Annotated in this window: 22 protein-coding genes and 1 other RNA gene; 6 read left to right on the top strand and 17 right to left on the bottom strand. The window is 64.1% G+C overall.

Annotated features, from left to right (window positions below):
- Position 1 precedes the first annotated feature (1 nt).
- The 7 genes from ACP150_RS05045 to fnrL form a co-directional block, all read right to left on the bottom strand.
- Positions 2-469: a FixH family protein gene (locus tag ACP150_RS05045; RefSeq protein WP_424965460.1), complete on the bottom strand. Its 468-nt coding sequence runs from the start codon at positions 467-469 to the stop codon at positions 2-4.
- Positions 466-1,908 (bottom strand): cytochrome c oxidase accessory protein CcoG, encoded by a 1,443-nt coding sequence (ccoG, locus tag ACP150_RS05040; protein ID WP_424965459.1) that lies wholly within the window; start codon positions 1,906-1,908, stop codon positions 466-468. Before ccoG ends, ACP150_RS05045 begins: the two co-directional genes overlap by 4 nt.
- A gap of 337 nt (positions 1,909-2,245) precedes the next feature.
- Positions 2,246-3,106, bottom strand: a complete 861-nt coding sequence (gene ccoP / locus ACP150_RS05035) for a cytochrome-c oxidase, cbb3-type subunit III (protein ID WP_424965458.1) — start codon at positions 3,104-3,106, stop codon at positions 2,246-2,248.
- Positions 3,103-3,336: a cbb3-type cytochrome oxidase subunit 3 gene (locus ACP150_RS05030; protein ID WP_424965457.1), complete on the bottom strand. Its 234-nt coding sequence runs from the start codon at positions 3,334-3,336 to the stop codon at positions 3,103-3,105. The genes ccoP and ACP150_RS05030 overlap by 4 nt, the downstream gene beginning before the upstream one ends.
- An 11-nt stretch (positions 3,337-3,347) precedes the next feature.
- Positions 3,348-4,073, bottom strand: coding sequence for a cytochrome-c oxidase, cbb3-type subunit II (ccoO, locus tag ACP150_RS05025; RefSeq protein ID WP_424965456.1), 726 nt, complete (start codon positions 4,071-4,073; stop codon positions 3,348-3,350).
- Between the two features lie 14 nt (positions 4,074-4,087).
- Positions 4,088-5,689, bottom strand: a complete 1,602-nt coding sequence (ccoN, locus tag ACP150_RS05020; RefSeq protein WP_424965455.1) for a cytochrome-c oxidase, cbb3-type subunit I — start codon at positions 5,687-5,689, stop codon at positions 4,088-4,090.
- Between the two features lie 374 nt (positions 5,690-6,063).
- Positions 6,064-6,813, bottom strand: a complete 750-nt coding sequence (gene fnrL, locus ACP150_RS05015; RefSeq protein ID WP_424965454.1) for a transcriptional regulator FnrL — start codon at positions 6,811-6,813, stop codon at positions 6,064-6,066.
- 51 nt (positions 6,814-6,864) lie between these two features.
- On the opposite strand from fnrL, the gene hemN reads away from it, so the two are divergent.
- Entirely contained in the window at positions 6,865-8,226 is a 1,362-nt protein-coding gene (hemN, locus tag ACP150_RS05010) for an oxygen-independent coproporphyrinogen III oxidase (RefSeq protein WP_424965453.1), read from the top strand.
- A 58-nt stretch (positions 8,227-8,284) separates the two neighbouring features.
- On the opposite strand, the gene ACP150_RS05005 is transcribed toward hemN, so the two are convergent.
- From ACP150_RS05005 to ACP150_RS04985, 5 genes are all read right to left on the bottom strand, one after another.
- Positions 8,285-9,886 (bottom strand): ABC transporter ATP-binding protein, encoded by a 1,602-nt coding sequence (locus tag ACP150_RS05005; RefSeq protein ID WP_424965452.1) that lies wholly within the window; start codon positions 9,884-9,886, stop codon positions 8,285-8,287.
- Positions 9,883-11,067: an ABC transporter permease gene (locus ACP150_RS05000; protein ID WP_424965451.1), complete on the bottom strand. Its 1,185-nt coding sequence runs from the start codon at positions 11,065-11,067 to the stop codon at positions 9,883-9,885. The genes ACP150_RS05005 and ACP150_RS05000 overlap by 4 nt, the downstream gene beginning before the upstream one ends.
- 1 nt (position 11,068) lies before the next feature.
- On the bottom strand, positions 11,069-12,166 hold the full coding sequence (locus tag ACP150_RS04995) for a microcin C ABC transporter permease YejB (protein ID WP_424965450.1): 1,098 nt from the start codon (positions 12,164-12,166) through the stop codon (positions 11,069-11,071).
- A 4-nt stretch (positions 12,167-12,170) separates the two neighbouring features.
- Complete coding sequence (locus ACP150_RS04990) at positions 12,171-14,072, bottom strand: extracellular solute-binding protein (protein ID WP_424965449.1); 1,902 nt, start codon at positions 14,070-14,072, stop codon at positions 12,171-12,173.
- Between the two features lie 206 nt (positions 14,073-14,278).
- The gene (locus tag ACP150_RS04985) at positions 14,279-14,797 is read right to left on the bottom strand and encodes a c-type cytochrome (protein ID WP_424965448.1); all 519 of its coding nucleotides are present in this window, start codon (positions 14,795-14,797) and stop codon (positions 14,279-14,281) included.
- Between the two features lie 123 nt (positions 14,798-14,920).
- Here ACP150_RS04985 and ACP150_RS04980 point away from each other — a divergent pair, with 123 nt between their 5' ends.
- Positions 14,921-15,754: a prephenate dehydratase gene (locus ACP150_RS04980; protein WP_424965447.1), complete on the top strand. Its 834-nt coding sequence runs from the start codon at positions 14,921-14,923 to the stop codon at positions 15,752-15,754.
- Positions 15,755-15,784: 30 nt separating this feature from the next.
- On the opposite strand, the gene ACP150_RS04975 is transcribed toward ACP150_RS04980, so the two are convergent.
- On the bottom strand, positions 15,785-16,252 hold the full coding sequence (locus ACP150_RS04975) for an SRPBCC family protein (protein ID WP_424965446.1): 468 nt from the start codon (positions 16,250-16,252) through the stop codon (positions 15,785-15,787).
- 23 nt (positions 16,253-16,275) lie between these two features.
- Complete coding sequence (gene nudC / locus ACP150_RS04970) at positions 16,276-17,235, bottom strand: NAD(+) diphosphatase (RefSeq protein WP_424965445.1); 960 nt, start codon at positions 17,233-17,235, stop codon at positions 16,276-16,278.
- A 114-nt stretch (positions 17,236-17,349) separates the two neighbouring features.
- On the opposite strand from nudC, the gene ffs reads away from it, so the two are divergent.
- The 4 genes from ffs (at position 17,350) to recR (ending at position 20,354) form a co-directional block, all read left to right on the top strand.
- An RNA gene (gene ffs, locus ACP150_RS04965) (signal recognition particle sRNA small type) lies at positions 17,350-17,446 on the top strand.
- Between the two features lie 164 nt (positions 17,447-17,610).
- A complete protein-coding gene (locus tag ACP150_RS04960; RefSeq protein WP_424965444.1) occupies positions 17,611-19,386 on the top strand; it encodes a DNA polymerase III subunit gamma/tau in 1,776 nt (591 codons plus the stop codon).
- A gap of 20 nt (positions 19,387-19,406) precedes the next feature.
- Complete coding sequence (locus ACP150_RS04955) at positions 19,407-19,751, top strand: YbaB/EbfC family nucleoid-associated protein (RefSeq protein ID WP_424965443.1); 345 nt, start codon at positions 19,407-19,409, stop codon at positions 19,749-19,751.
- A 3-nt stretch (positions 19,752-19,754) separates the two neighbouring features.
- Positions 19,755-20,354 (top strand): recombination mediator RecR, encoded by a 600-nt coding sequence (recR, locus tag ACP150_RS04950; protein ID WP_424965442.1) that lies wholly within the window; start codon positions 19,755-19,757, stop codon positions 20,352-20,354.
- 6 nt (positions 20,355-20,360) lie between these two features.
- Here recR and uvrC read toward each other — a convergent pair whose 3' ends face one another.
- The 3 genes from uvrC to ACP150_RS04935 all read right to left on the bottom strand — a co-directional run bounded on the left by uvrC (position 20,361) and on the right by ACP150_RS04935 (position 24,269).
- Positions 20,361-22,244, bottom strand: coding sequence for an excinuclease ABC subunit UvrC (uvrC, locus tag ACP150_RS04945; protein WP_424965441.1), 1,884 nt, complete (start codon positions 22,242-22,244; stop codon positions 20,361-20,363).
- A gap of 293 nt (positions 22,245-22,537) precedes the next feature.
- Positions 22,538-23,317 carry an SDR family oxidoreductase gene (locus ACP150_RS04940; protein WP_424965440.1) on the bottom strand — a complete coding sequence of 260 codons (780 nt, stop codon included), beginning with the start codon at positions 23,315-23,317 and terminating at the stop codon, positions 22,538-22,540.
- Between the two features lie 10 nt (positions 23,318-23,327).
- Positions 23,328-24,269, bottom strand: a complete 942-nt coding sequence (locus tag ACP150_RS04935; RefSeq protein ID WP_424965439.1) for a calcium/sodium antiporter — start codon at positions 24,267-24,269, stop codon at positions 23,328-23,330.
- Positions 24,270-24,273: the final 4 nt, after the last annotated feature.

Here is a 24,273-nt window from a genome sequence, read left to right as displayed (position 1 = left end):
CTCAACCTTTGACGTAGAAGATCATGCGTTGCTTGAACTCGGTGCCATCCTCGGCCCGGGCCACCAGCCGGATGTTCCAGTTCCCGCCATCGAGCGAGACCGGCGCGACATAGTCCCGTCCGGTCCAGCGGAAGGCGGGCGTCTGATCGTCCCGCACATGGGTCGAGCGCCCGAGGGTGACATCCACCAGTTCGGCCCGGATCGGCGCGCCCTCGGCATCGGTGAAGACCAGATGCAGCGCCCCATCTTCAAGCCGCACGTCGGTGGTCCAGCCCAGCGCCTCCTGCGCGGCGCGGTCGTCGTCGAATTTTTGGCTGGCGACATAGCTGTTGCTGACCTCGAGCCCGGGGAAGGTGCCGACCGCGTTCACGGCCATGGTCACGTTGACGGCGATGATGATCCCGAACGCCCCGACCATGATCATCAGCATATGGCGACCGGTGAATTCCTTTTCCTGCGTCTTGCTCATTTGCTTCCCTTTCCGTTGAACACGGTGTCCTTGTAGGCGCGCTCGCCCGATGTGAAATCCTCGACCCAGAGCCGGAACTCGGTCCGGTCGCTTTCGGCAGCCTGCGAGCCGTTGGGCCCGACCACATAGACCCGCTGAAGCTGCGTGCTGTCGGCGGGCACGGTGACCCAGAGGCCGTCGCTCCCTTCCAGATCGATCTGCAGGCTCTGGCCCGCCGCATCCTCGGCCTCGATCGCAAGATCGAAGCGGCGGTCCTCGCCATGCTTGTTGAGCAGGCGCACCTCATAGGTGTTGCGGATGTCGCCATTCGAGAGGGTCACGAAGGTCGGGTTACGGATCGGCGCCACGGTCAATTCGATATCCGACCGCAGGAACAGCGCCACCGTCAGGCCAACCCCGACCCCGGCCCAGAGCACGGTATAGAGGATCGTGCGCGGGCGCAGGATATGCGCCCAAGGGTGCTTGCCCTTGCCGCCCGCGCGTTCGGTCGGCTCGTCTGACAGCGCCATGTAGTCGACCAACCCGCGCGGCTTGCCGATCTTGGCCATGATGTCGTCGCAGGCATCGATGCAGAGCCCGCAGGTGATGCACTCCATCTGCTGACCGTTGCGGATGTCGATCCCCATAGGGCAGACATTCACGCAGGCCATGCAGTCGATGCAGTCGCCCTTTTCGGCGGCGTCCTCGGATTTGCGGTGCTTGCCACGGGGCTCGCCACGCCAGTCGCGATACCCGATGGTGATCGTATCCTCGTCCATCATCGCCGCCTGCACACGCGGCCAGGGGCAGGCATAGATGCAGATCTGCTCGCGCATGAACCCGCCAAAAACGAAGGTCGTGGCCGTCAGGATCGCGATGGTCGTATAGGCCACGGGATGGGCGCTGAAGGTCAGCAGATCCACCAGCAGCGTGGGCGCATCGGTGAAATAGAACACCCAGGCCCCGCCGGTCGCCACGGCGATCAGCAACCAGGTGACCCATTTGGTCACCCGCAGCCGAACCTTGCGCGCATCCCATTTCTGGCGATGCAGGCGCAGGCGGTTGTTGCGGTCGCCCTCGATCCAGCGCTCGACCAGAATGAACAGGTCCGTCCATACGGTCTGCGGGCAGGCATAGCCGCACCAGACCCGGCCCATGGCCGAAGTAAAGAGGAACAGGCCAAGCCCGGCCATGATCAACAGGCCAGCCACGAAATAGAACTCATGGGGCCAGATCTCGATGATGAAGAAGTAGAAACGGCGGTTGGCAAGATCCACCAGAACCGCCTGATCCGGCAGGTTCGGCCCGCGATCCCAGCGGATCCACGGGGTAATGTAATAGATCCCAAGGGTGAACAGCATGATCCACCACTTCAGGGAGCGGAACGTCCCTTTGACACGGCGCGGAAAGATCGGTTCCCGCGCGGCATAGAGAGATTTGGGTTCCTCGACGGATGACACAGAGCGACTCCTGACACGTAAAGCTTAGTGTAGCATTTGGATTTTTTACCGGGGCTCTACATTGACCTGAGTCAAATCCAGCCAGCCGATTGCGTCCATCGGGCACTGTGACGCGCAGACCCGAGGTCACCCTCCGGAGCCGCGGAACGCCCGAAAAAACAGGGTTAAGGCCGGGGAAACACACCGCCTCGCAGCGCTTGGTGGCTTTGGCGGCGGGCCCGCCCCCTCCCCTTGCGACAAAACAACACCGCCCCCCAGATTTGCGCGAACAGGCTGGGAGGCGGTGCCGGGGCCGAGCCGCCGCGCGGCGGCTCAGGTATGGTATTGCAGGTCGGGGTTACTCGCCCCCGCCCAGCTGGTGCACATAGGTCGCCACAGCGGCCACATCGGCCTCGGACAACCGGTCGATCCAGCTCGGCATCACGCCGAAGCGGGAATAGCGCACGGTGTGTTCGATGGTCTCCGCATCGCCCCCATAGAGCCAGATGGCATCCGTGAGGTTCGGCGCACCGCCATAGATATCGCCGGTGCCATCATCCATGTGACAGGCCGCGCAATTGTCGAGGAACACGGTCTCGCCCGCGGCAACCAGGGTTTCGTCCGTGGCCGTGCCGGAGAAGTTCATGACATATTGCACCACCGAGGCGATCTCGTCGTCCGACAGGATCTCGTCGAAGGCGGTCATCTCGGAATAGCGCGCATCCAGGTCATTCTCGTTGCGAATGCCATGGGCAATCGTCAGCTGAATATCCTCGATCGTGCCACCCCAGAGCCAGTCATTGTCCAGCAGGTTCGGGTAGCCAACCGCCCCCGCCGCACCGGAGCCGTGACACTGGGAACACCAGGACCGGAACACCGCCGCACCACCGGACACCGCATAACGATAGAGCTCGTCATTCTCCGCCAGCGTCGTCAGATCGGCCGAGGCCAGCATCGCGTCGAGCTCGGCATTGGCCGTGTCGAAGGCGGCGATCTCCTGGGCGACTTCTGCGCGGGTGGAGAAGCCCAGCAGACCCGGGGTCGCCCCCTTGATCAGCGGCCAGGCCGGATAGGCGATGGTATAGAGCACGCCCCACACGATGGTCGCGTAGAAGGTCCACAGCCACCAGCGCGGCATCGGGTTATCGTATTCCTCGATCCCATCCCAGGAATGGCCGGTTGTCGGCACGTCCTGCTTGTCTTCGGGTTTTTTACTCATAGCCGCGCCTCCTGGTACTGGGCGATCCGTTCGCTGACCTCAGGCAGGCCAGCGGATCGGGCCGCGGCGGGTTTGTCTTCGTAACGAAACGGGATGTTTGCCACGTCCTTGTGGGTGTTCTTGCTCCCCGGACGCAGGGCCCAGAGGACCACCACGATGAAGAAGCTGAACAGGAACAGCAGCATCCAGCTATCTGCGAACTGCCGCAGGATCGAATAGGTATCTTCCATATCACTGTCTCCTAGCGGCTGGCATCGGCTTCGAAGGTCGAGAAGTCGACCAGCGTTCCGAGCATTTGCAGATACGCCACCAGCGCATCCATTTCGGTCAGCTCGGGCTGGCCGTCGAAGTTGCGGGTCTGCGCCTTGGGATAGCGGGCGACGAGGTCGTCCCAGTCTCCGTCCGGATCAGCCTGCACGGTGAAGTCGGCCCGGGCGGATGCAAGCATCTCGTCCGTATAGGGCACGCCCACCATCTTATGGGCCTTCAGCAGATCGCCGATGTACTTGCCGTCCAGTTCGCGATCCATGAGGAAGGCGTATTTCGGCATCACCGATTCCGGCACCACCGACTGCGGATCCATCAAGTGATCCACATGCCAGTCATCCGAGTAGCGACCGCCCACACGGGCGAGGTCCGGCCCCGTCCGCTTGGAACCCCACTGGAACGGGTGGTCATACATGGACTCAGCCGCGAGGCTGTAATGTCCATAGCGTTCCACCTCGTCGCGCATCGGCCGGATCATCTGGGAGTGGCAGACATAGCAACCCTCCCGGATGTAGATCTCCCGTCCCTGCAGCTCCAGCGGGGAGTAGGGGCGCATGCCGTCCACTTCCTCGATGGTGTTCTCCAGGTAGAAGAGCGGTGCGATCTCGACGATGCCGCCGATGGTGACCACGAGGAAGCTGAAGACCAGCAACAGCGTGGCGTTCTTTTCGAGGACCTTGTGCTTTTCAAGAATAGCCATTTGTCAGTCCCTCCTTATTCAGCGGGGGCTGCGAGCGGGGCGGAAGCTTTCTTCGCTTCGCCACGGGACACAGTCCACCAAAGGTTGAGGCACATGATGATCGCGCCAGCCAGGTACAGAACCCCGCCCAGACCACGGACCACATACATCGGGAACTTCGCGGAAACGGTGTCTGCAAAGGAGTTCACGAGGAAGCCCTGCGCATCCACTTCGCGCCACATCAGGCCCTCCATGATGCCGGTGACCCACATGGCCGAGGCGTAGAGAACGATGCCGATCGTGGCGAGCCAGAAGTGCCAGGAGACCATGGACAGGCTGTAGAGCTTCTCACGGTTCCACAGGCGCGGCACCAGGAAGTACAGAGCCCCGAAGGTGATCATGCCGTTCCAGCCAAGCGCGCCGGAATGCACGTGACCGATGGTCCAGTCAGTGTAGTGGCTCAGCGAGTTCACGGCACGGATCGACATCATCGGACCCTCAAAGGTCGACATGCCGTAAAAGCCGATCGAGATCACCATCATGCGGATCACCGGGTCGGTGCGTAGCTTGTCCCAGGCGCCCGAGAGCGTCATCAGACCGTTGATCATGCCACCCCAGCTCGGCATCCACAGGATGATCGAGAACACCATGCCGAGGGTCGAGGCCCAGTCCGGCAGCGCGGTGTAATGCAGGTGGTGCGGACCCGCCCAGATATACAGGAAGATCAGGGCCCAGAAGTGAATGATCGAAAGCTTGTAGCTGAAGACCGGGCGTTCGGCCTGTTTCGGCACGAAGTAATACATCATGCCCAGGAAGCCCGCCGTCAGGAAGAAGCCCACCGCGTTATGGCCGTACCACCATTGCGTCATGGCGTCCTGCACCCCGGCAAAGAGCTGCACCGAACGCGAGCCGAAGATCGAGACCGGCAGGGACAGGTTGTTCACCACATGCAGCATCGCAACGGTGACGATGAAGCTCAGGAGGAACCAGTTCGCCACGTAGATATGCTTTTCCTTGCGGGTCATGACCGTGCCGAGGAAGACCGCCAGATAGGCCACCCAGACCACGGTCAGCCACAGATCCACATACCATTCAGGCTCGGCATATTCCTTGGACTGGGTCGCGCCCAGAAGGTAGCCGGTGGCTGCCAGCACGATAAAAAGGTTGTAGCCCCAGAATACGAACCACGCGAGATTGCCGCCCCAGAGGCGCGACGCGGAGGTGCGCTGTACGATGTAAAAGGAGGTGCAGATCAGGGCGTTGCCGCCAAACGCAAAAATCACTGCACTGGTGTGCAGCGGTCTCAGGCGCCCGAAATTCGCGTATCCTTCGGCCCAGGCGAAATTGAGCGAGGGGAAGGCCAGCTGAAACGCGATGAACGTCCCGGCCAGGAATCCCACAACGCCCCAGAAGGCCGTGGCCACGACGCCGTAGCGCACAACGTCGTCCATGTATTCACTTGTATCGATTGTCTTCGGCTCGTCGACGCGACGCACCTGCCAGAGAAACATTCCCCCGGCGATCACCATGATCAAGACAGCGTGGACCTGATAGGCCAGATCGCGGGCGTAGTTGGCAGCGATAGCTGCCGCCAGAGCGACCAGACCAAGCAGTACGATTTTAACGTAATCCCACATTGATCGTCCCTTCGTTAATCCGTTCGTGTGACCGACTCGCGGGACACTTCGGTGTTAATTATGGGATTTACATGCGGGTTATGCCGGAGCGGATCCTTGATCCATGTCAAAGATCCCGAACGGACGCCAAAAGAAGTCGCATCCGCCGCAATAAGTCGCATATCTGACAGTCTTGGTGTCTGATTTTATTGACATTTTCGAGGTGATTTTCCGCCACTTCCGGGGGTGTTAGCGCCCCCATGCGACATCGTTTCCGCAACCGGTTGTCCGCTATGCACAGAGGGCAAATTGACGGGGATCAAGCGCACTACACGCTTGAAAAGGTCAGATTTCAGCGTTTTGAACAGGCCGAACCGGGGTCGAAACGCGCCGTGTCAGACCAGCGGGCCGCCATCGGAATCATCGCCTGTTTCGTCCAGAAGGCGGTTGAAATCCGGGATCGTGACTTCGCGCTTGCCGCGCAAGGCGATCACCCCGTCCCGCTTCAGGGCAGAGACCTGGCGGCTCACCGTCTCAAGGGTCAGACCCAGATAATCGGCCATGGCCTCGCGAGTCATGGGCAGCTCGAAGGTAAAGGACGAGGCATGATCATGCTGGGCAATCGCCGCGTTCCGGCGGGCGATGATGGCGATCAGGCTGGCGATCTTCTCGCGCGCGGTTTTGCGCCCGAGCAGCAGCATCCACTCCCGCGCCGCATCCAGCTCGTCCAGGGTCATCTCCAGCAGGCGCTGCGCGACATGGGGGGTCGAGTTCATCATCTGCTCGAACGGGCCGCGGCGGAAGCAGCAGAGCGTGACCTTGGTGCTCGCCGTCACATCATAGGGCGCATAGCGACGACCGGGCCGTCCCATGAAATCCGACGGCAACAACAGCCCCACCATCTGGCGGCGGCCATCCTCCATCGTCTGGCTCAGCGATGCGATTCCATCGACGACGGAGGCCACGAAATTCAGCTCATCCCCGGACCACACAATGGTCTGTCCCGCCTCGAAATCACGATAGTATTTCATGCTCTCGAGCAGCTCGAGCTCGTCGGTTTCACACCGCGCGCAGACCGCCCGATGCCGGATCGGGCAATCGGAACAATCCTTATTCAGTTGAATGGTTTGGCTGGTCGCCGTCATAGATTGATCTGGGTCAAGGACGCGGGAAGGTCGGTAGCTCATCCTAGGGGAATGGACACCAAAACGCAACTTTCGCGCTTGGGCCTTTTTGACGCTCGCGTTCCGCGGTACACCAGCTACCCCACGGCGACGCATTTTTCGAAAACGGTCTCGGCAGCGCACTTCACCGATTGGGTCTCCGGCATTGCGCCGGGCACCGAGATCTCGCTCTATGCGCATGTTCCGTTTTGTCGGCGCCTGTGCTGGTTCTGCGCCTGCAGGACCCAGGGCACGCAGAATGACGAGCCCGTGCGCGCCTATGTCGAGACGCTCAAGGCCGAAATCGCGATGCTCCGGCAGGCCCTGCCCGAGGGGGTACGCCTGTCCCGGATCCACTGGGGTGGCGGCACGCCGACCCTGCTGAAACCGGACATGATGCGCGATTTGGCCGCGGCCATGTTCGACGTGGCACCGCGCACCGAGACCGCCGAATTCTCGGTCGAGATCGATCCGAACGAGATTGATGAGGCCCGGCTCGACGCGCTGGCCGCTGCGGGGATGAATCGCGCCTCCATCGGGGTGCAGGATTTCGACCCCGAAATCCAGAAGGCGATCGGCCGGGAGCAAAGCTTCGAGGTGACCGAGGCGACGGTGCTGGGCCTGCGGGCGCGCGGCATCCTGAGCCTGAACACCGATATCCTCTACGGCCTGCCCTTCCAGACCGGCGCCAAGATCACCGACTCGGTGCAAAAGCTGCTGTCGTTGCAGCCCGACCGTGTGGCGCTCTATGGCTATGCCCATGTGCCCTGGATGGCGCGGCGGCAGAACCTGATCCCGAATGAGGCCCTGCCGACCCCCGAAGCCCGGCTGGAGCTCTTTGATACCGCGCGGCGGCTGTTCCGCTGGGACAATTACGCCGAGATCGGCATCGACCATTTCGCCCATGCCTCGGACGGGCTGGCGCGGGCGGCGCAGGACGGCAAACTGCGCCGGAACTTCCAGGGCTACACGGATGATACGGCCTCGGTTCTGATCGGGCTCGGCGCCTCGGCGATCTCGCGGTTCCCGCAAGGCTATGCGCAGAACGCCAGCGGCACGGCCCAGTACCAGAAAGCCATCCGCGCCGGGCAATTCGCCACGGCCCGGGGCCACGGCTTTGCCGGGGACGATCTGCTCCGGGCGCGGATGATCGAGATGGTCATGTGCGATTTCCGGATCGACGGGAAAGCGCTATTGCAGGAGTTCGCCGTGACCGAGGCCCGGTTGTGGGAGATGTTCCAGAACGCCGTCGATCAGTTCGAGGGCATGGTCCTCGCGGATCGCGAGCGGCTCACCCTGACCGTTCCGCAACGGGCGCAGCCCCTGACACGGATGATCGCGCGCGCCTTCGACGGCTACGAGGCCCCCGCGGGCAGCCACTCGATCGCGACCTGATACGAGGGACGGGCGCTCCTCCCTGCCCGAGCCCTCGCGACCGGCCTGACCCTCTGGGTCAGGCCGCCCCGCGATCCATGAAGGCCGCTGCCAGCAATTCCTTGGTGTAATCCGAGCTCGGTTGCTCGAAAATCTGGGTGCCTTCGCCCATCTCGACCACATCGCCTTGCTTCATCACGATCACCTTGTGGCTCAGTGCCCGCACGACCTTCAGGTCGTGGCTGATGAAGATGTAAGCCAGCCCGTATTTCCGTTGCAGCTCGCGCAGAAGCTCGACGATCTGCACCTGCACGGTCATGTCCAGCGCCGAGGTCGGCTCGTCCAGCACCACCAGCTTGGGCCGCAGGATCATCGCCCGGGCAATCGCGATCCGCTGCCGCTGCCCGCCCGAGAACTCATGCGGATACCGGTCCATCATCGTCGGATCGAGCCCGACCTCTACGAGGATCTCCGCCACCAGCTCCCGCGGGTCGCGGCCATCGGGATTGCCGTGAACGCCGAGCCCTTCGGCAATGATCTGGGCAATGGTCAGGCGCGGGCTGAGACTGCCATAGGGGTCCTGAAACACCACCTGCATGTCCTTGCGCAGCCGGCGCAGCTCCCGCGATTTCCAGCCCTGGATGTTCTCGCCCGCATAGACGATCTGCCCCTCGGACGAGATCAGCCGCAGGATCGCCAGGGCAAGGGTCGTCTTGCCCGACCCGCTCTCGCCGACAATGCCGAGGGTCTCGCCCGCGCGCACGTCAAGCGTGGCGTCGTTCACGGCCTTCACATGGCCCACGGTGCGGCGCAGGATGCCGCGCTGGATCGGAAACCAGACCTTGAGGTTCTGGGTCTCGGCCACGACCGGCGCGGCCTCGGGCACCGGGTCGGGCTGCCCCGAGGGCTCAGCCGCCAGCAGTTTGCGGGTATAGGGGTGCTGCGGATTGGCAAAGATCTCGGCCGTGGGGCCGGTCTCGACAATCTCGCCGCCCTGCATCACGCAGACCCGGTCCGCGATCCGCCGCACAATGGTCAGGTCATGGGTGATAAACAGCAGGCTCATCCCCTCGGAGGCCTTGAGTTCCGCCAGAAGATCGAGGATCTGCGCCTGGATCGTCACGTCGAGCGCCGTGGTCGGCTCATCCGCGATCAGCAGATGCGGCCCGTTGGCCAGCGCCATGGCGATCATCACGCGCTGCCGCTGCCCCCCCGAGAGCTGGTGCGGATAGGCCCCCAGACGGCTCTCGGCATCACGGATCCCGACCTTTTCGAGCAGGTCGATCACCCGGGCCCGGGCCGCATCCCCGGTCAGCCCTTGATGCAGGGTCAGGCTCTCGGTGATCTGCTTTTCCAGCGGGTGAAGCGGGTTGAGCGAGGTCATGGGCTCCTGAAAGATGAAGCTCACCGAGTTGCCGCGTACCTTGCGCAGCTCGGCCTCGGGCGTGCCGACCATCTCGCGGCCGCCATACTGGATCGAGCCCGACACCTCGGCGGCCTCGGGCAGAAGCGAGACGGTGCTCAGCGCGGTGACGGATTTGCCCGAACCGCTTTCGCCCACCAGCGCCACGGTCTCGCCATTGGCCACGTCGAAGCTGACGCCCTTGACCGCCTCGGAAAGCTGCCCGTCCTGCCGGAAGGCCACGCGCAGGTCGCGCACCTGAAGGACTGCATCGCTCATGAGAAGGTCTTTCTGGGGTCAAAGGCGTCGCGGATGCCCTCGAAGACGAACACCATCAGCGACAGCATGATCGCGAAGGTGAAGAAGGCCGTGAAGCCGAGCCACGGGGCCTGCAGGTTCTGCTTGGCCTGCAGGGTCAGCTCGCCCAGGGACGGCGCCGAGGATGGCAGGCCGAAGCCGAGGAAGTCGAGCGTGGCCAGCGAGCCTACGGTGCCCGTGACGATGAAGGGTAGCATGGTGACCGTGGCCACCATCGCGTTGGGCAGCACATGGCGGAACATGATCTTGGCGTTGGACACCCCCAGCGCCCGGGCCGCGCGGACATATTCGAAATTGCGCGCGCGCAGGAACTCGGCGCGCACCACGCCCACCAGCGCCGTCCAGCCAAAGAGCACCATGAGGAACACCAGAAGCCAGAAATTCATCTGGAAGATCGCCGCCACGATGATGATGATATAGAGGCTCGGCGTCGCCCCCCAAAGCTCGATGATCCGCTGAAAGATCAGGTCCGTGAGGCCACCGAAATAGCCCTGAATCGCGCCGGCGGAGATCCCGATCACCGAGGTCAGGAAAGTCACCACCAGCGCAAACGCCACCGACAGCCGGAACCCGTAGATCACCCGGGCCAGCACATCGCGGGCCGTGTCATCGGTGCCCAGCCAGTGGTTCGCATCCGGCGCCGAGGGGGCTGTCCCCTGAATGTCATTGATCGTGTCATAGCTGTAGGGGATCAGCGGCCAGAGCAGCCAGCCCTTGTCGATCTCGACCCCGCCGACCTCGCCATCCTGCGCATCTTCGATGATGCCGTCCGGGTCGTCGAAGCAATCCTCCAGCCCGCCGGAGATGATCAGGCATTGCACCTCCGCATCGCGGTAGACCGCCTCAGTGCGGAAATCGCCGCCAAAGGCGGTCTCGGGGTAGAACTGGGTCACCGGGAAGTGCAGCTCGCCCTGATAGCTGACGATGATCGGCTTGTCGTTCGCGATCAGCTCGGCAAAGAGCGACAGGATGAAAAGCGCACCGAACAGGATCAGGGACCAATAGGCCCGGCGGTTCGCCTTGAAGTTCCGCCAGCGGCGCTGGCCGAGGGGCGACAGGCCGAAACGGGATTTCTTTTCCGGCGCGACCACGGGACCTGTGGGCGACGCGTCATCGGGACGGGTGTCTTCTGCGAGGGCCATTCTATGTCTCCCGCGAGGCGAAATCGATCCGCGGATCGATCCACACATACATCAGGTCCGAGACCAGCCCCATCAGGAGCCCGATCAGGCCGAACACGAAGAGCGTGCCGAAGATCACCGGATAATCCCGCGCCACGGCCGCCTCGAAGCCCATGCGGCCCAACCCGTCGAGACTGAAGATCGTCTCGATGATCAACGAGCCGCCGAAAAAGACCGACACGAACACCGCCGGAAAGCCCGCGATGACGATCAGCATGGCGTTGCGGAACACATGCCCGTAGAGCACCTGGCTTTCGCCCAGCCCCTTGGCCTTGGCGGTGATCACGTATTGCTTCTTGATCTCATCGAGGAAGCTGTTCTTGGTCAGCAGCGTCAGCGTGGCAAAGGCCGAGATGGTCGAGGCCAGCACCGGCAGCGTGATGTGCCACAGGTAGTCACCCACCTTGCCGAGCGCGCTCAGCTCGTCGAAATTGTCCGAGGTCAGGCCGCGCAGCGGGAACCACTGGAAATACGAGCCCCCGGCGAACAGGACCAGCAGCAGGATCGCGAAGAGGAACCCCGGGATGGCATAGGCCACGATGATCAGGCCAGAGGTCCATGTATCAAAGCTCGACCCGTCCCGGACCGCCTTGCGGATGCCCAAGGGGATCGAGACCAGATAGGCGATCAGCGTGGACCAGAGCCCGAGCGTGATCGAGACCGGCATTTTTTCGATGACCAGATCCACAACGCTGATCGAGCGGAAATAGCTCTCGCCGAAATCGAAGCGCATGTAGTCCCACATCATGTTCAGAAAGCGGATATGGGGCGGCTTGTCGAACCCGAACTGCGCCTCAAGCTCGGCGATGAATTCAGGGGGCAGTCCGCGCGAGCCGAGATAACGGTCATCGCCCGTGGCACTTGCCCCCGCGCCCACATCCCCACCGGCATCTCCGCCGCCGGCGATGTTCTGGAACACGTCGCCGCCGCCATCGAGCTGGGCCAGCACCTGTTCCACCGGGCCGCCGGGCACGAACTGGGTCAGCGCGAAATTGATCAGCATGATGCCGAACAGGGTCGGAATGATCAGCGCCAGACGGCGCAGGATATAGGCTCCCATGGGGTTACAGCGCGCCCTTGGCCCGCAGGGCCTCGGCCTTCTCGGCGTTGAACCACCAGAAATCCAGATTGCCCAGCGCGAAGGGCGGCAGGGTCTCGGGATGCTCATACATGTCGTAATAGGCGACCGTATGGGTGTTCTTGTTCCACTGCGGCACCCAGAACTTCTCGGCCCGCAGCACCCGGTCGAGCGCGTGGACGGCGGTGGTCAGCTCCTCCTGGCTTTGGGCGTCGAGCACCACGTTGATCATCCGGTCGATCGCTTCGGACTGGATGCCCATCTTGTTGAAGGTCGAGGTGTCCGCGGTCTCGGAGCCGTAGAACTGCCGCAGGTTGCTGCCCGGGATGTAGTCGGTGGACATGAACGCAGTCACGATGTCGAAATCATAAGAGGGCGGGCGCTCGCGCAGGGTCATCTGCGCATTGTCGATCCGCGTATGGCGGGCATCGACGCCGAGCCGCTTGAGGTTTTCCACATAGGGGTTGATCACCCGGTCGAAGGTCTGGCTGTCATTGAGGAACTCGATGGACAGCACCTCACCATCCTTGCGGCGCAGCCCGTCATCGCCCACCTCCCATCCGGCCTCGTCGAGCAGGCGCGAGGCAGCGCGCAGGTTGCCCCGGTCGAGCTGCCGCGCGCCTGAACGCGGGAAGCTGAACGGCTCGGAGGTCAGGATGCTCGCATCCAGAAGCCCGTCATCGACCAGCGGCTGCAACAGGGCGATCTCGCCCTCGCTGGGCAGGCCTGTCGCCTCCAGCTCGGAATTGTCCCAGAAGCTGTCGACGTAGTCGTAGATGCCATAGAACAGCGTCTCGTTCGACCATTCGAAGTTGAACATCATGCCCAAGGCCTCGCGGACGCGGGGATCCTGGAATTGCGGGCGGCGCAGGTTGAACACCCAGGCCTGGCCCGTGGCCTTGGCACCATTTGGCAGCTCGGCCTTGATCACCGAGCCCTCCTGAATGGCGGGAAAGTCATAGCCCGTGGCCCAGATCTTGGACGAGGCCTCGTTTCGGAAGGTATAGGTGCCGCCCTTGAAGCCCTCGAACGCGGCGTTGTAGTCGGCGTAATACTCGATCCGGATGGCGTCGAAATTGTTCCGCCCGATATTGAGCGGCAGATCCGCGCCCCAGTAATCCGTGTCGCGGGTGTAGACCACGGTCTGGCCCACATCCATCCGCCCCAGCACGTAAGGCCCCGAGCCCAGCAGAGGCTCCAGCGAGGTCTCTTCGAAATCGCGGTCGTTCTCGGTGTAGAACGCCTCGGAGAAGACCGGCAGCGCGCCCACATCCGAGATCAGGTCGCGGGTCGGGATGTCCTGCTTGAAGACAAAGCGCACCGTGCGGTCATCCAGCGCCTCGGCGCTCTCGACCTTCTGGGCAAGCTGCGCGCGGAAAGAGGGCAGGCCCTTGGTCAGCAGCAGATCATAGGAGAAAACCACGTCGCTGGCATTCAGGGGGGAGCCATCGGAGAAGGTGATGCCCTCGCGCAGGGTGAAGGTCACCTCCGAGCGGTCCTCGGGATAGCTGATCGTCTCGCAGAGCAGGCAATAGACCGCGCCGATCTCGTCGGCGGTGCCTGCCATCAGGCTTTCGAAAAACACCGAGGACAGACCCGCCGCACGCCCCTTGAGCGTGTAGGGGTTCATGGAATCGAAGGACCCGAAGGCCCAGACCGAGATCTCGCCCCCTTTGGGCGCGTCCGGGTTCACGTAATCCAGATGCGGGAAATCGGCGGCGTATTTCAAATCGCCAAAGGTGGAAATGCCATGGGCGGTGATCATCTCGGCCTGCGCCGGCAGCGCGGCCAGCGCCATCGCGGTGCCCAGCGCAAGCGGAGCGGTCCAGCGCGAGAGGCTGTCAGTTGGGGATGTCACCTCGCCGGTGGGCGCCTTGGCATGTCGCATGAATGTCCTCCTGAACGTGTCAATGGCGGCACTGGCGTGCCCGTCCTTAAAGCTAAAGAGCCGCGCGCGGGTCTTTCAAGCCTTCTCACCTGCATTTCACGAGGAAGTATGCCGCCGCGAGCAAAAAACAAAAAACGGAGTCCCGGCGGCCACAAAAAAAGAGGCCGCCTTGCGGCGGCCTCCGGCATTGTGAACCTGTGGCTGCGTTACTGGAACGTGGCCAGATAGGCGATCAGGTTGGCGCGATCCTCGGCCTTGCCCATGCCGCGATAGGCCATCTTGGTGCCCGGGGCGTATTCCTTCGGGTTCTCGATGAACGAGCTGAGGTTTTCCGGGGACCAGTCGCCGGTCGTGGCCAGCAGGCCGTCGGAATAGGAATAACCGTCAGCGGCGTGCTTGGGCCGGCCAACGATGCCGTGCAGGTAGGGGCCAACGCCATTCGCGCCCGGCTCCAGCTTGTGGCAGGCCTGGCACTGGCGCCACAGGCGCTCGCCCGCGCCGGCATCGGCAGCGGCATACACCTCGGCAAAGGGGATTTCGACGACTTCTTCGACGACGGCGTCGCTCTCACCTGTATCGATGGAATAAGCCTGGGCGTGGTCATCCCCGTGGCCGCCACCATAGGTGCCGTAGAGGATTCCGCCCGCCCAACTGCCCAACAGGAACACGAGGAGCGCGCCGCAGAAGCCACCCACAACCTTTGTCATCGTCATAGTATCGAACATGTTGCTACCACCAGCTGCAAGATTTGCACGGTAACTATGGCTTCCCCTCCCCGAGGGCAAGGTATAGATACCGCGACCAAACGCCCGACTGAACCTTGGCCGGGCGTCTGACAGAGGCCCGCCATGACAGTCAAAATCGCATTTCAGGGGGAACCCGGCGCCTATTCGCACCAGGCCTGCCACGATGCCCGCCCCGACGCCGAAGCCGTTCCCTGCCGGACCTTCGAGGATGTCTTTGCCGCCGTGCATGACGGGACCTGCGAGCTGGGCATGCTCCCGGTGGAGAATTCGACCTATGGCCGGGTCGCCGATATCCACCGTCTGTTGCCTGAAAGCGGGCTCCATATCATCGAAGAAGCCTTCGTGCGTGTGCATATCAACCTGCTGGCCGTGCCCGGCACGACGCTGGACCAGGTCCGCTCGGCCCAGAGCCATACGGTGCTGCTTGGCCAGTGCCGCGCCTTCCTGCAAGAGCACGGGATCCACGCGGTGACCGGTGCGGACACGGCCGGATCCGCGATGCAGGTCGCCCAGACCGGCGATCCGGCCCAGGCCGCGCTAGCCTCGGAACTTGCGGGCGAGATCTACGGGCTGGACGTGCTGGCGCGCCATATCGAGGACCATGACAACAACACCACCCGGTTCCTGATCATGGCCCCCGAGATGAACCTGTCCCGGCGGGGCCCGGGCAAGATGATCACCTCTTTCGTCTTCGAGGTGCGCAACATCCCCGCCGCGCTTTACAAGGCGATGGGCGGGTTCGCGACCAACGGCATCAACATGACCAAGCTCGAGAGCTACATGGTCGGCGGCTCCTTCACCGCGACCCAGTTCTATGCGGATATCGAGGGCCATCCGGAGGACAAGAATGTCCAGCTCGCCCTCGAAGAACTGGGCTATTTCACCTCGCGGCTGGAAATTCTGGGCGTCTACCCGGCGGATCTGCGGCGCGACTGAGCGCGGCGGGCCCGCAGGGGCCGCCCCACCCTAGCCCCCGGCGTGGAGCCGGTCTTCGAGCTGACGCAGCGCCTTGCGCACCCGCTGGCGGTAACCCTTGTTCAGACTGTCCCGGGCCAGTTTCATGGATTGCAACAGGACCTTGGCGGTGATCGACTTGGCCCGCGTCTTGGTCGCCACGGTGATCTCGGTGGCATTCGGGTCCAGCGCCTCGGCCAAAACATCGACCTCGAATTGCAGCCCCTGCACCGCCCCTTCGAACCGCATCTTCTGCGGCGCATGGAGCGTCACGAGCGTCATCTCGGCGATCCGGTCGCGTCCCCGGGCCCGAAACGGGATCTGCCAGCGCATGCCGGGCCCCGGGCGCGGCAGCTTGTCGAGCCGCTTGACCTCGATCCCGTTTTCCAGCGCCATCCGCTCGTAATGGGCCATGTCGCTGAGCCCTGCGAACACATCCTCGACCGGGCCGGTCACCACCTCTGAGGCTTTGAACTGCATCGCGTCCTCTGTCTCCGTTCTCGTCAGTCGCCCGCCCGATCCGACAGCCAGGCCGTCAGCAGGCTATGGGCAATCGCGCCCTTGCGCGGCTCGCGCATCTTGGGATGCGCGCCCATGAAGACCTGCAAGAGTTCTTCGCGGCTCATCCAGATCGCATCCTCGATCTCGACGGGATCAATCGTGATCTCCTCGCTGATCGCCTCGCCCGCGCATCCCATCATGAGCGACGCCGGATAGGGCCAGGGCTGCGATGCGAGATAGCGCACTGCGCCGACACGGACACCCGCCTCTTCGAACACTTCGCGGCGCACGGCGGCCTCCATGGTCTCGCCGGGCTCGATGAACCCCGCCAGCAGGGAATACATCCCCTCGGGCCAGCCGGGCGAACGGCCCAGAAGCACCTTGTTGCCATGGGTGATGAGCATGATCACCACCGGGTCCGTGCGCGGGAAGTGATGCCGCCCGCAGGACGGGCACTGGCGCTGCCAACCGCCCATAGTCACCTCGGAGGCCGTCCCGCACATGGAACAAAAGCTGTGGGTCCGGTGCCATTCCATCACCTGCCGGGCAGAGGCCGCGAACTCCGCCTCGCGCCGGGTGAGCCGGGTCATGATCCCGCGCAGCTCGGCAAAAACCTCGCCCTCGGGCAGGTCCGGATGCTGCTGCTCGCTGCGATCGAGAAAGCTGTCGAGCTCGCCCGTGGGCTCCGGCGGCTCCCAGCCCGAGAGATCCCGGGCAAAGCGCGGCCCCGCCTCGTCGAGCCCGAGGAAAATCGGGGCCTCGGTCGCCGTTGCAAAGACCGGATGCACCAACGGCAGCGCAACGAGCCCGTCGGGGCCGATCAGGGGCTTGCCGCGCCAGAAGGCGAAAGACCGCGCCGCCGGGTCCGCCGCCAGCCGGGCCAGCGCCTCGGCATCGCCCCGCAGATGGGCCGCGCGGTCAAGGCCGGAGGTTCCAAAGGTGATCTGATCTTCAAAGGGCATGCGGGGGGCCTTCCAATGGGGTTCCCGATCCTTGCCATGTCTGCCCGCGACACACAATTGCCCGCGCGGAACACCCTCTTGCGGCAGGGGCTTGGGATCCGTATATACCCGCTCGAGAGGTTGGCGCGGGCGAGCGCCTCGCCAACCCGGTCAGATCCGGAAGGAAGCAGCCGTAACGAGCCCCGCTTGGGTCGTTGTCCAGCCTCTCACCTCTCCCCCTTTCGCCGATGTTCAGCGCGCGCGCCCACCGCGCCGGCCTGCAAACGCCCCGAATGCGGCCCCCCGGGCGACCGCGACGTCCGGAATGGGCCACGGCGCTGGACCTCGGCCCTGCGCCCGCCTACCTTGCGGCGTGGGCGAGTCAGACGGGGCGATATGAGCGAGACCGACGAGAACGGCTATCAGGTGCTGGCGCGGAAATACCGTCCGGCAACCTTTGCAGACCTGATCGGACAGGACGCCATGGTCCGGACCCTGCGCAATGCGTTTCAGGCGGACCGGATCGCCCAGGCCTTCATGATGACCGGCATTCGCGGCACCGGGAAGACCACCACGGCGCGGATCATCGCCAAGGGCATGAACTGCACCGGCCCCGATGGCGCGGGCGGGCCGACCACGGATCCCTGCGGGCAATGCGACAATTGCCGGGGCATCATGGCGGGCCAGCATGTGGACGTGATCGAGATGGATGGCGCGAGCCAGACCAAGATCGACGACATCCGCGCCAATGTCCTCGATTCGGTGCATTACGCCCCGGCCTCGGCGCGCTACAAGATCTTCATCATCGACGAGGTGCACATGCTCTCGACCAGTGCGTTCAACGCGCTGCTCAAGACGCTCGAAGAGCCCCCCGCCCATGTGAAATTCATTTTCGCCACCACCGAGATCCGCAAGGTCCCCGTCACCGTGCTCAGCCGGTGCCAGCGGTTCGACCTGCGCCGGATCGAGCCGGAGGTGATGATCGCCCATCTGCGCCGGATCTCGGATCTGGAAAAGGCCGAGATCGCCGAGGATGCGCTCGCCCTGATCACCCGGGCCGCCGAAGGCTCGGTGCGCGACGCCATGAGCCTGCTGGATCAGGCGATCAGCCATGGCGCGGGCGAGACCACGGCCGAGCAGGTCCGAGCGATGCTGGGGCTGGCGGATCGCGGACGGGTGATGGACCTCTTTGATCTGGTGATGCGCGGCGATGCGGCGGGCGCCTTGACCGAACTCTCGGCCCAATATTCCGACGGGGCCGACCCGATGGCGGTGCTGCGGGATCTGGCCGAGGTCACCCACTGGGTCTCGGTCATCAAGATCACGCCCGAAGCCGCCGAGGACCCCACGGTCAGCCCCGATGAACGCGCCCGGGGACAGGCCGCCGCCGAGGCCCTGCCCATGCGGGCCATGACGCGGATGTGGCAGATGCTGCTCAAGGCGCTGGAGGAGGTTGCGATCAGCCCCAACGCCATGATGGCCGCCGAAATGGCGATCATCCGGCTGACCCATGTGGCCGACCTGCCCTCCCCCGAGGATCTGGTGCGCAAGCTGCAGAACACGCCGGTGCCCCCGGGGCCCGCAGGCGGCGGTGCGCCCGCCCCGCAGGGCGGTGGCGGCACCACGGCCCGCGCCCGCACGCAACAGGGCGGCGCGGCCCCCGCCGGGGGTGGGGTCAGCGCGCAGGGGGCCGCCGGTCCCGCACTGGCCATGGCCGCCCCCGCCGAGGACGCCCTTGCCCGGTATGGCCGATTTCAGGATGTGGTCGAACTGATCCGCACCCGCCGGGACGTCAAACTGCTGGTCGAGATCGAAGGCGGCCTGCGCCTTGCCTCCTACAGCCCCGGACGGATCGAGTTTGCCCCGACCGAGAGCGCGCCGCGCGATCTCGCCCCGCGGCTCGCGCAACGGCTCCAGACATGGACCGGGGTCCGCTGGGCGGTGAGCGTTGTCTCCGAGGCCGACGCGCCGACCATTGCCGAGACCCGCGACGCGGAAAAGCTCGAACAGGAAAAGGCCGCCCTCGCGCATCCGATGGTGGCCGCCGTATTCGCGGCCTTCCCCAAGGCCAAGATCACTGAAATTCGCTCCCATTCCGATCTGGCCCAGGAAGCCGCCATCGAGGCGCTGCCGGAGGTCGAGGATGAATGGGACCCCTTCGAAGACGACTGATACCGGAAAGGAACCTCACAATGCTCAAAGGGTTGGGACAGCTTGGCGACATGGCCAAGGTCATGAAGCAGGCGCAGGACATGCAGGCCAAGATGGCAGAGATGCAGGAAAACCTCGCGACGATGATCGTCACCGGCGAGAGCGGCGCGGGGCTGGTCAAGGCCACCGCCACCGCCAAGGGCGAGCTGACCGGGCTGGATATCGATCCATCGATCTTCAATCCCGAGGAAAAGGAAGTCGCCGAGGACCTAATCCTCGCCGCGATCAAGGACGCCCAGGCCAAGGCGCTCGACAAGGGCCGCGAAGAGATGGCCAAGGTCACCGAGGGGCTGAACCTGCCCGAAGGCATGAAACTGCCCTTCTGAGCCATGAGCACCGCGCCCAAGGATATCGAAACCCTGATCGACCTGATGGCGCGGCTGCCCGGATTGGGGCCGCGGTCGGCACGGCGCGCGGTGCTGTTTCTTCTGGGCAAGAACAAGCGGCTTCTGGGCTCTCTGGGCGCCGCGATGCAGGAGGTCGCCGCCTCCGCCCGGGATTGTCTGAATTGCGGCAATATCGGCACGCAGGATATCTGCGAGATCTGCAGCTCGGAAAAGCGCGCGACGGGCGAGATTTGCGTTGTGGAGGATGTCGCCGACCTCTGGGCGATGGAACGCGCGGGCGTGTTCAAGGGGCGCTACCACGTGCTGGGCGGCACGCTCTCGGCGCTGGACGCAATCGGCCCGGAGGAGCTGCGCATCCCGCAGCTCAAGGACCGGGTGACGAGCGAGGGCGCGACGGAGGTGATCCTTGCCCTGGCCGCCACCGTGGATGGTCAGACCACCGCCCATTACATCGCCGATGTGCTGGAGGGGACCGGGGCGAGCGTCACCAGCCTCGCCCAGGGCGTGCCCATCGGGGGCGAGCTCGACTATCTCGATGACGGGACGATCACGGCCGCGCTGAAGGCCCGCAAAGCGTTCTAACCCGACCTACCCGCGCGCGTGAAAGAAGTCGTAGATCGTCTGCGCCATCGCCTCGGAAATCCCGTCCACCGCCTTGAGATCCGACAGGTTCGCCCGGCTCACGGCCTTGGCCGAGCCGAAATGCGCCAGCAGCGCGCGCTTGCGCGTGGCCCCGACCCCGGCGATCTCGTCCAGCGGCGTGCGCCCCACGGATTTCGACCGTTTCGCCCGGTGCGTGCCGATGGCAAAGCGGTGCGCTTCGTCCCGCAGGCGCTGGACGAAATAGAGCACGGGATCATTGTGGCGCAGCGCCGTGGGCCGGGCGCCGGGGCGGTGGAACTCCTCCTTGCCCGCATCCCGGTCGAGCCCCTTGGCCACACCGATGAATGGCACATCCTCAACCCCGAGATCGCCGAGGATCTCGGCCACGGCCGAGACCTGCCCCGCGCCGCCATCGATCAGCAGGAGGTCCGGCCAGGCTTCGCTCTGACGGTCCGGGTCCTCCTTGAGCAGGCGCTTGAAACGGCGCGACAGCACCTCCTTCATCATCCCGAAATCGTCCCCCGGGGTCAGGTCATCGCCTCGGATGTTGAACTTGCGATATTGCGACTTCAGCAACCCGTCCGCCCCGGCCACGATCATCGCGCCCACCGCATCGGTGCCCTGGATGTGCGAGTTGTCATAGACCTCGATCCGCTTGGGCGGCGCGTCCAGCTCGAACGCCTCGGCCAGACCGCGCAACAGCTTGGTCTGGGTGGCGCTCTCGGCCATCTTGCGGGCGAGGCTCTCGCGGGCATTGCGCGCCGCACTCTCGATCAACTCGGCCTTCTCGCCGCGCTGGGGCACGAGGATCTCGACCTTGCGACCGAGTTTCTCAGTCAGGGCGGCGGCCATCAGGTCGGTATTCTCGATCGGGTGGCTCAGGAGGATCTGCCGGGGCGGGTCCTTCTGGTCGTAGAACTGGCCGAGAAACGCCTCGAGGATTTCCGGCTCTTCCGCGCCGGAGCCGGTGCGCGGATAGAAATCCCGGTTGCCCCAGTTCTGGTTCGCCCGAATGAAAAAGACCTGCACGCAGGCCTGCCCGCTCTCAAGATGGAGCGCGATGACATCCGCCTCGGACACCGTGCGCGGGTTGATGCCCTGGGCCGATTGCACCTGGGTCATGGCGCGGATGCGGTCGCGCAGGGCCGCGGCGCGCTCGAACTCCATCTCCTCGGAGGCTTGGGTCATTTGCGCCGCGAGCTTTTCCTGCACATCCGTCGACTTGCCCGACAGGAAGCGCTCGGCATCCTTGACCGACGCCGCGTAGTCAGCCTCGGAAATCTCGCCGGTGCAGGGCGCGGAGCAGCGCTTGATCTGATAAAGAAGGCAGGGCCGCGTCCGGCTGGCAAACATCGAATCCGAGCAGTTCCGCAGCAGGAACACCTTCTGCAACTGGTTGAGCGTCCGGTTCACCGCGCCTGCGCTGGCGAAGGGGCCGTAATAAGCGCCCTTGTCGGCCTTGCGCCCGCGATGTTTCCGGATCTGCGGAAAGGCATGATCCTTGGCCACGAGGATGTTCGGAAAGCTCTTGTCGTCGCGCAACAGCACGTTGTAGCGCGGCTTGAGCTGCTTGATGAGGTTCTGTTCCAGCAGGAGCGCTTCGGTCTCCGTCCGGGTGGTCAGGAACATCATCGATGCGGTTTCGGAAATCATCCGCGCGATCCGCGCCGAATGTCCCGTCATCCGCGCATAATTCGACACGCGCGCCTTGAGGTTCCGGGCCTTGCCGACATAGAGGACCCGGCTCTCCGCATCGAGCATCCGGTACACGCCGGGCGAGCTGTCGAGCGTGCGCAGGTAGCCCTGGATGCAGGCATGTCCAGTCAGGGACTCCGGATTTTCTGCATCTTTTTGATCAGGTTCGGCCATACCACTCACCCGTGAAATTGCTTGACCAAGGTTGTCCACGGATTGTGTGGATAACTCTGGGGGCAAGTTTCCTTCAACCGGATTTTTCCTTTTGTTTTTTAGGGGTTCTTCACTTTGATTAAAAAATGATCAACGCCCTAAGCATTTGTTTTCACGTATTTATTTCTGTTGACACTCCGAGTGTCAAACTCTGTGACAGAATCATGACGTGTTTCCTGAGCTGCGAAAGCACCGTGGACAAGTCAAGGCCATGCGGCGGAAAAAACTGACATTGGGCGCTGTCCGGCCCAACGTCATTCGACCCCGATCACGTCCGGCGTGGCCCAGGCGAGATGCTGGCCACCATCCACGCAGAGCAGCTGCCCGGTGACTGCCGGCGCGTCGAGGAAATAGCCCAGCGCCGCCGTGATCCCCGCCGGGTCCGCGCCCCGTTCCAGCAGGGTTGCGGCGCGCTGCTTGGCGAAATGCGCCTCGGATTGCCGCCCGCCGCGCAGGGTCGGCCCGGGGCCGATCGCATTGACCCGGATCTGCGGGGCGAGCGCCTGTGCCGCCGTCTGGGTGAAGGCCCAGAGCCCCATCTTGGCCAGGGTATAGGTCATGAATTCCGGGGTCAGTTTGCGCACCCGCTGATCGATCAGGTTGATCACGAGGCTGCTGGCCAGAGGCTCCCCGTTTGCATCCGTCTGGGTCTCGGGGGCCTGCGCCGCAAAGGCCTGGGTCAGCACGAAGGGCGCGCGCAGGTTGCTCTGGAAATGGCGGTCCCAGTTTTCACGCGTTGCGGTCTGCACCGTGTCGTATTCGAAGATCGACGCATTGTTCACCAGCACGCTCAGCGGGCCGAGTTCCGCCGCCGCCGCGGGTACCAGCCCGCTCATATCCGTCTCCGAGAGAAGGTCCGCCTGCAGCGTCACGGCCTTGCGACCCAGCGCCCGGATCTGGTCGGCCACCGCCTCGGCCTCGGACGCGGAACTGGCGTAATGGATGGCCAGATCGTAGCCCCGCTCCGCCAGATAGAGCGCCATTGCCGCCCCGAGGCGCTTGCCCGCCCCGGTGACCAATGCCGATTTCGTCATGTCCCGCCCCTCACGTTAGGAGCATCACCACATAGGCTGCATAGAGACCTGTCAAGACGACACCGGCGACCCGGGTGAGGTTCTTGCGAAGGTAGACAAACGGGATCAAGAGGAGCGATGCGCCAAGCATCACCCAGAGGTCAAACCGCAGGAATTCAGCGGTCACCGGGATCTCGCCCACCAGCGCCGTGATGCCGATGATCGCCAGCAGGTTGAACATGTTCGACCCGATCACATTGCCCAGCGCCACATCCGCCTGACGCCGGATCGACGCCATGACCGTGGTCGCCAGCTCCGGCAGCGAGGTCCCGAAGGCCACGAGGGTGAGACCGATCACCTCCTCGGAGATGCCAAAGGCCCGGGCGATGTTGATCGAGGCATCCACCAGCAGATCCGCGCCCAGCGGCAGGCCCACAAGGCCCAGCACCAGAAACAGGATGATCCGGGGCCAGGGCATGTCGGGATCCGCGCCCTCGACCTCCTCCTCGTCATCTTCCTGCGCGTTGCGATGGGCCCGTGCCTCGCGAAAGGCATCGCCCAGCATGAAGGCCAGCGCCGCCAGCAGCACCAGCCCATGGATCCATGTGATCGGGCCCAGAAAGCAGACGGCGATGAACAGAAACGTCGCCGCGATCATCTGGATGTAACTGCGCTTGGTATCGCAATCGGCCGTGTGCAGCCCGGCCAGCAGCGCCGGAATCCCCAGCACCAGAAGGACATTCGCCGTGTTCGAGCCCACCACGTTGCCCAGCGCAAGCCCCGGCGCACCATCCTCGACCGCCGCGATCGAGATCAGCAGCTCGGGCGCAGAGGTGCCGAAGGCCACGATGGTCAGCGACACGATCAGAGCCGGGATCCCGACCCTCAGGCTGAGATTGACGGCCCCCTTGACCAGACTGTCCCCGGCCAGAACCAGGATAACCAGCCCGAGGGCGGCAAAAAGGAAATCCATACGC

It is taken from the genome of Dinoroseobacter sp. S375 (assembly GCF_049800775.1).
GTDB lineage: Bacteria > Pseudomonadota > Alphaproteobacteria > Rhodobacterales > Rhodobacteraceae > Dinoroseobacter.
This window is presented reverse-complemented; position numbering and strand designations above follow the sequence as displayed.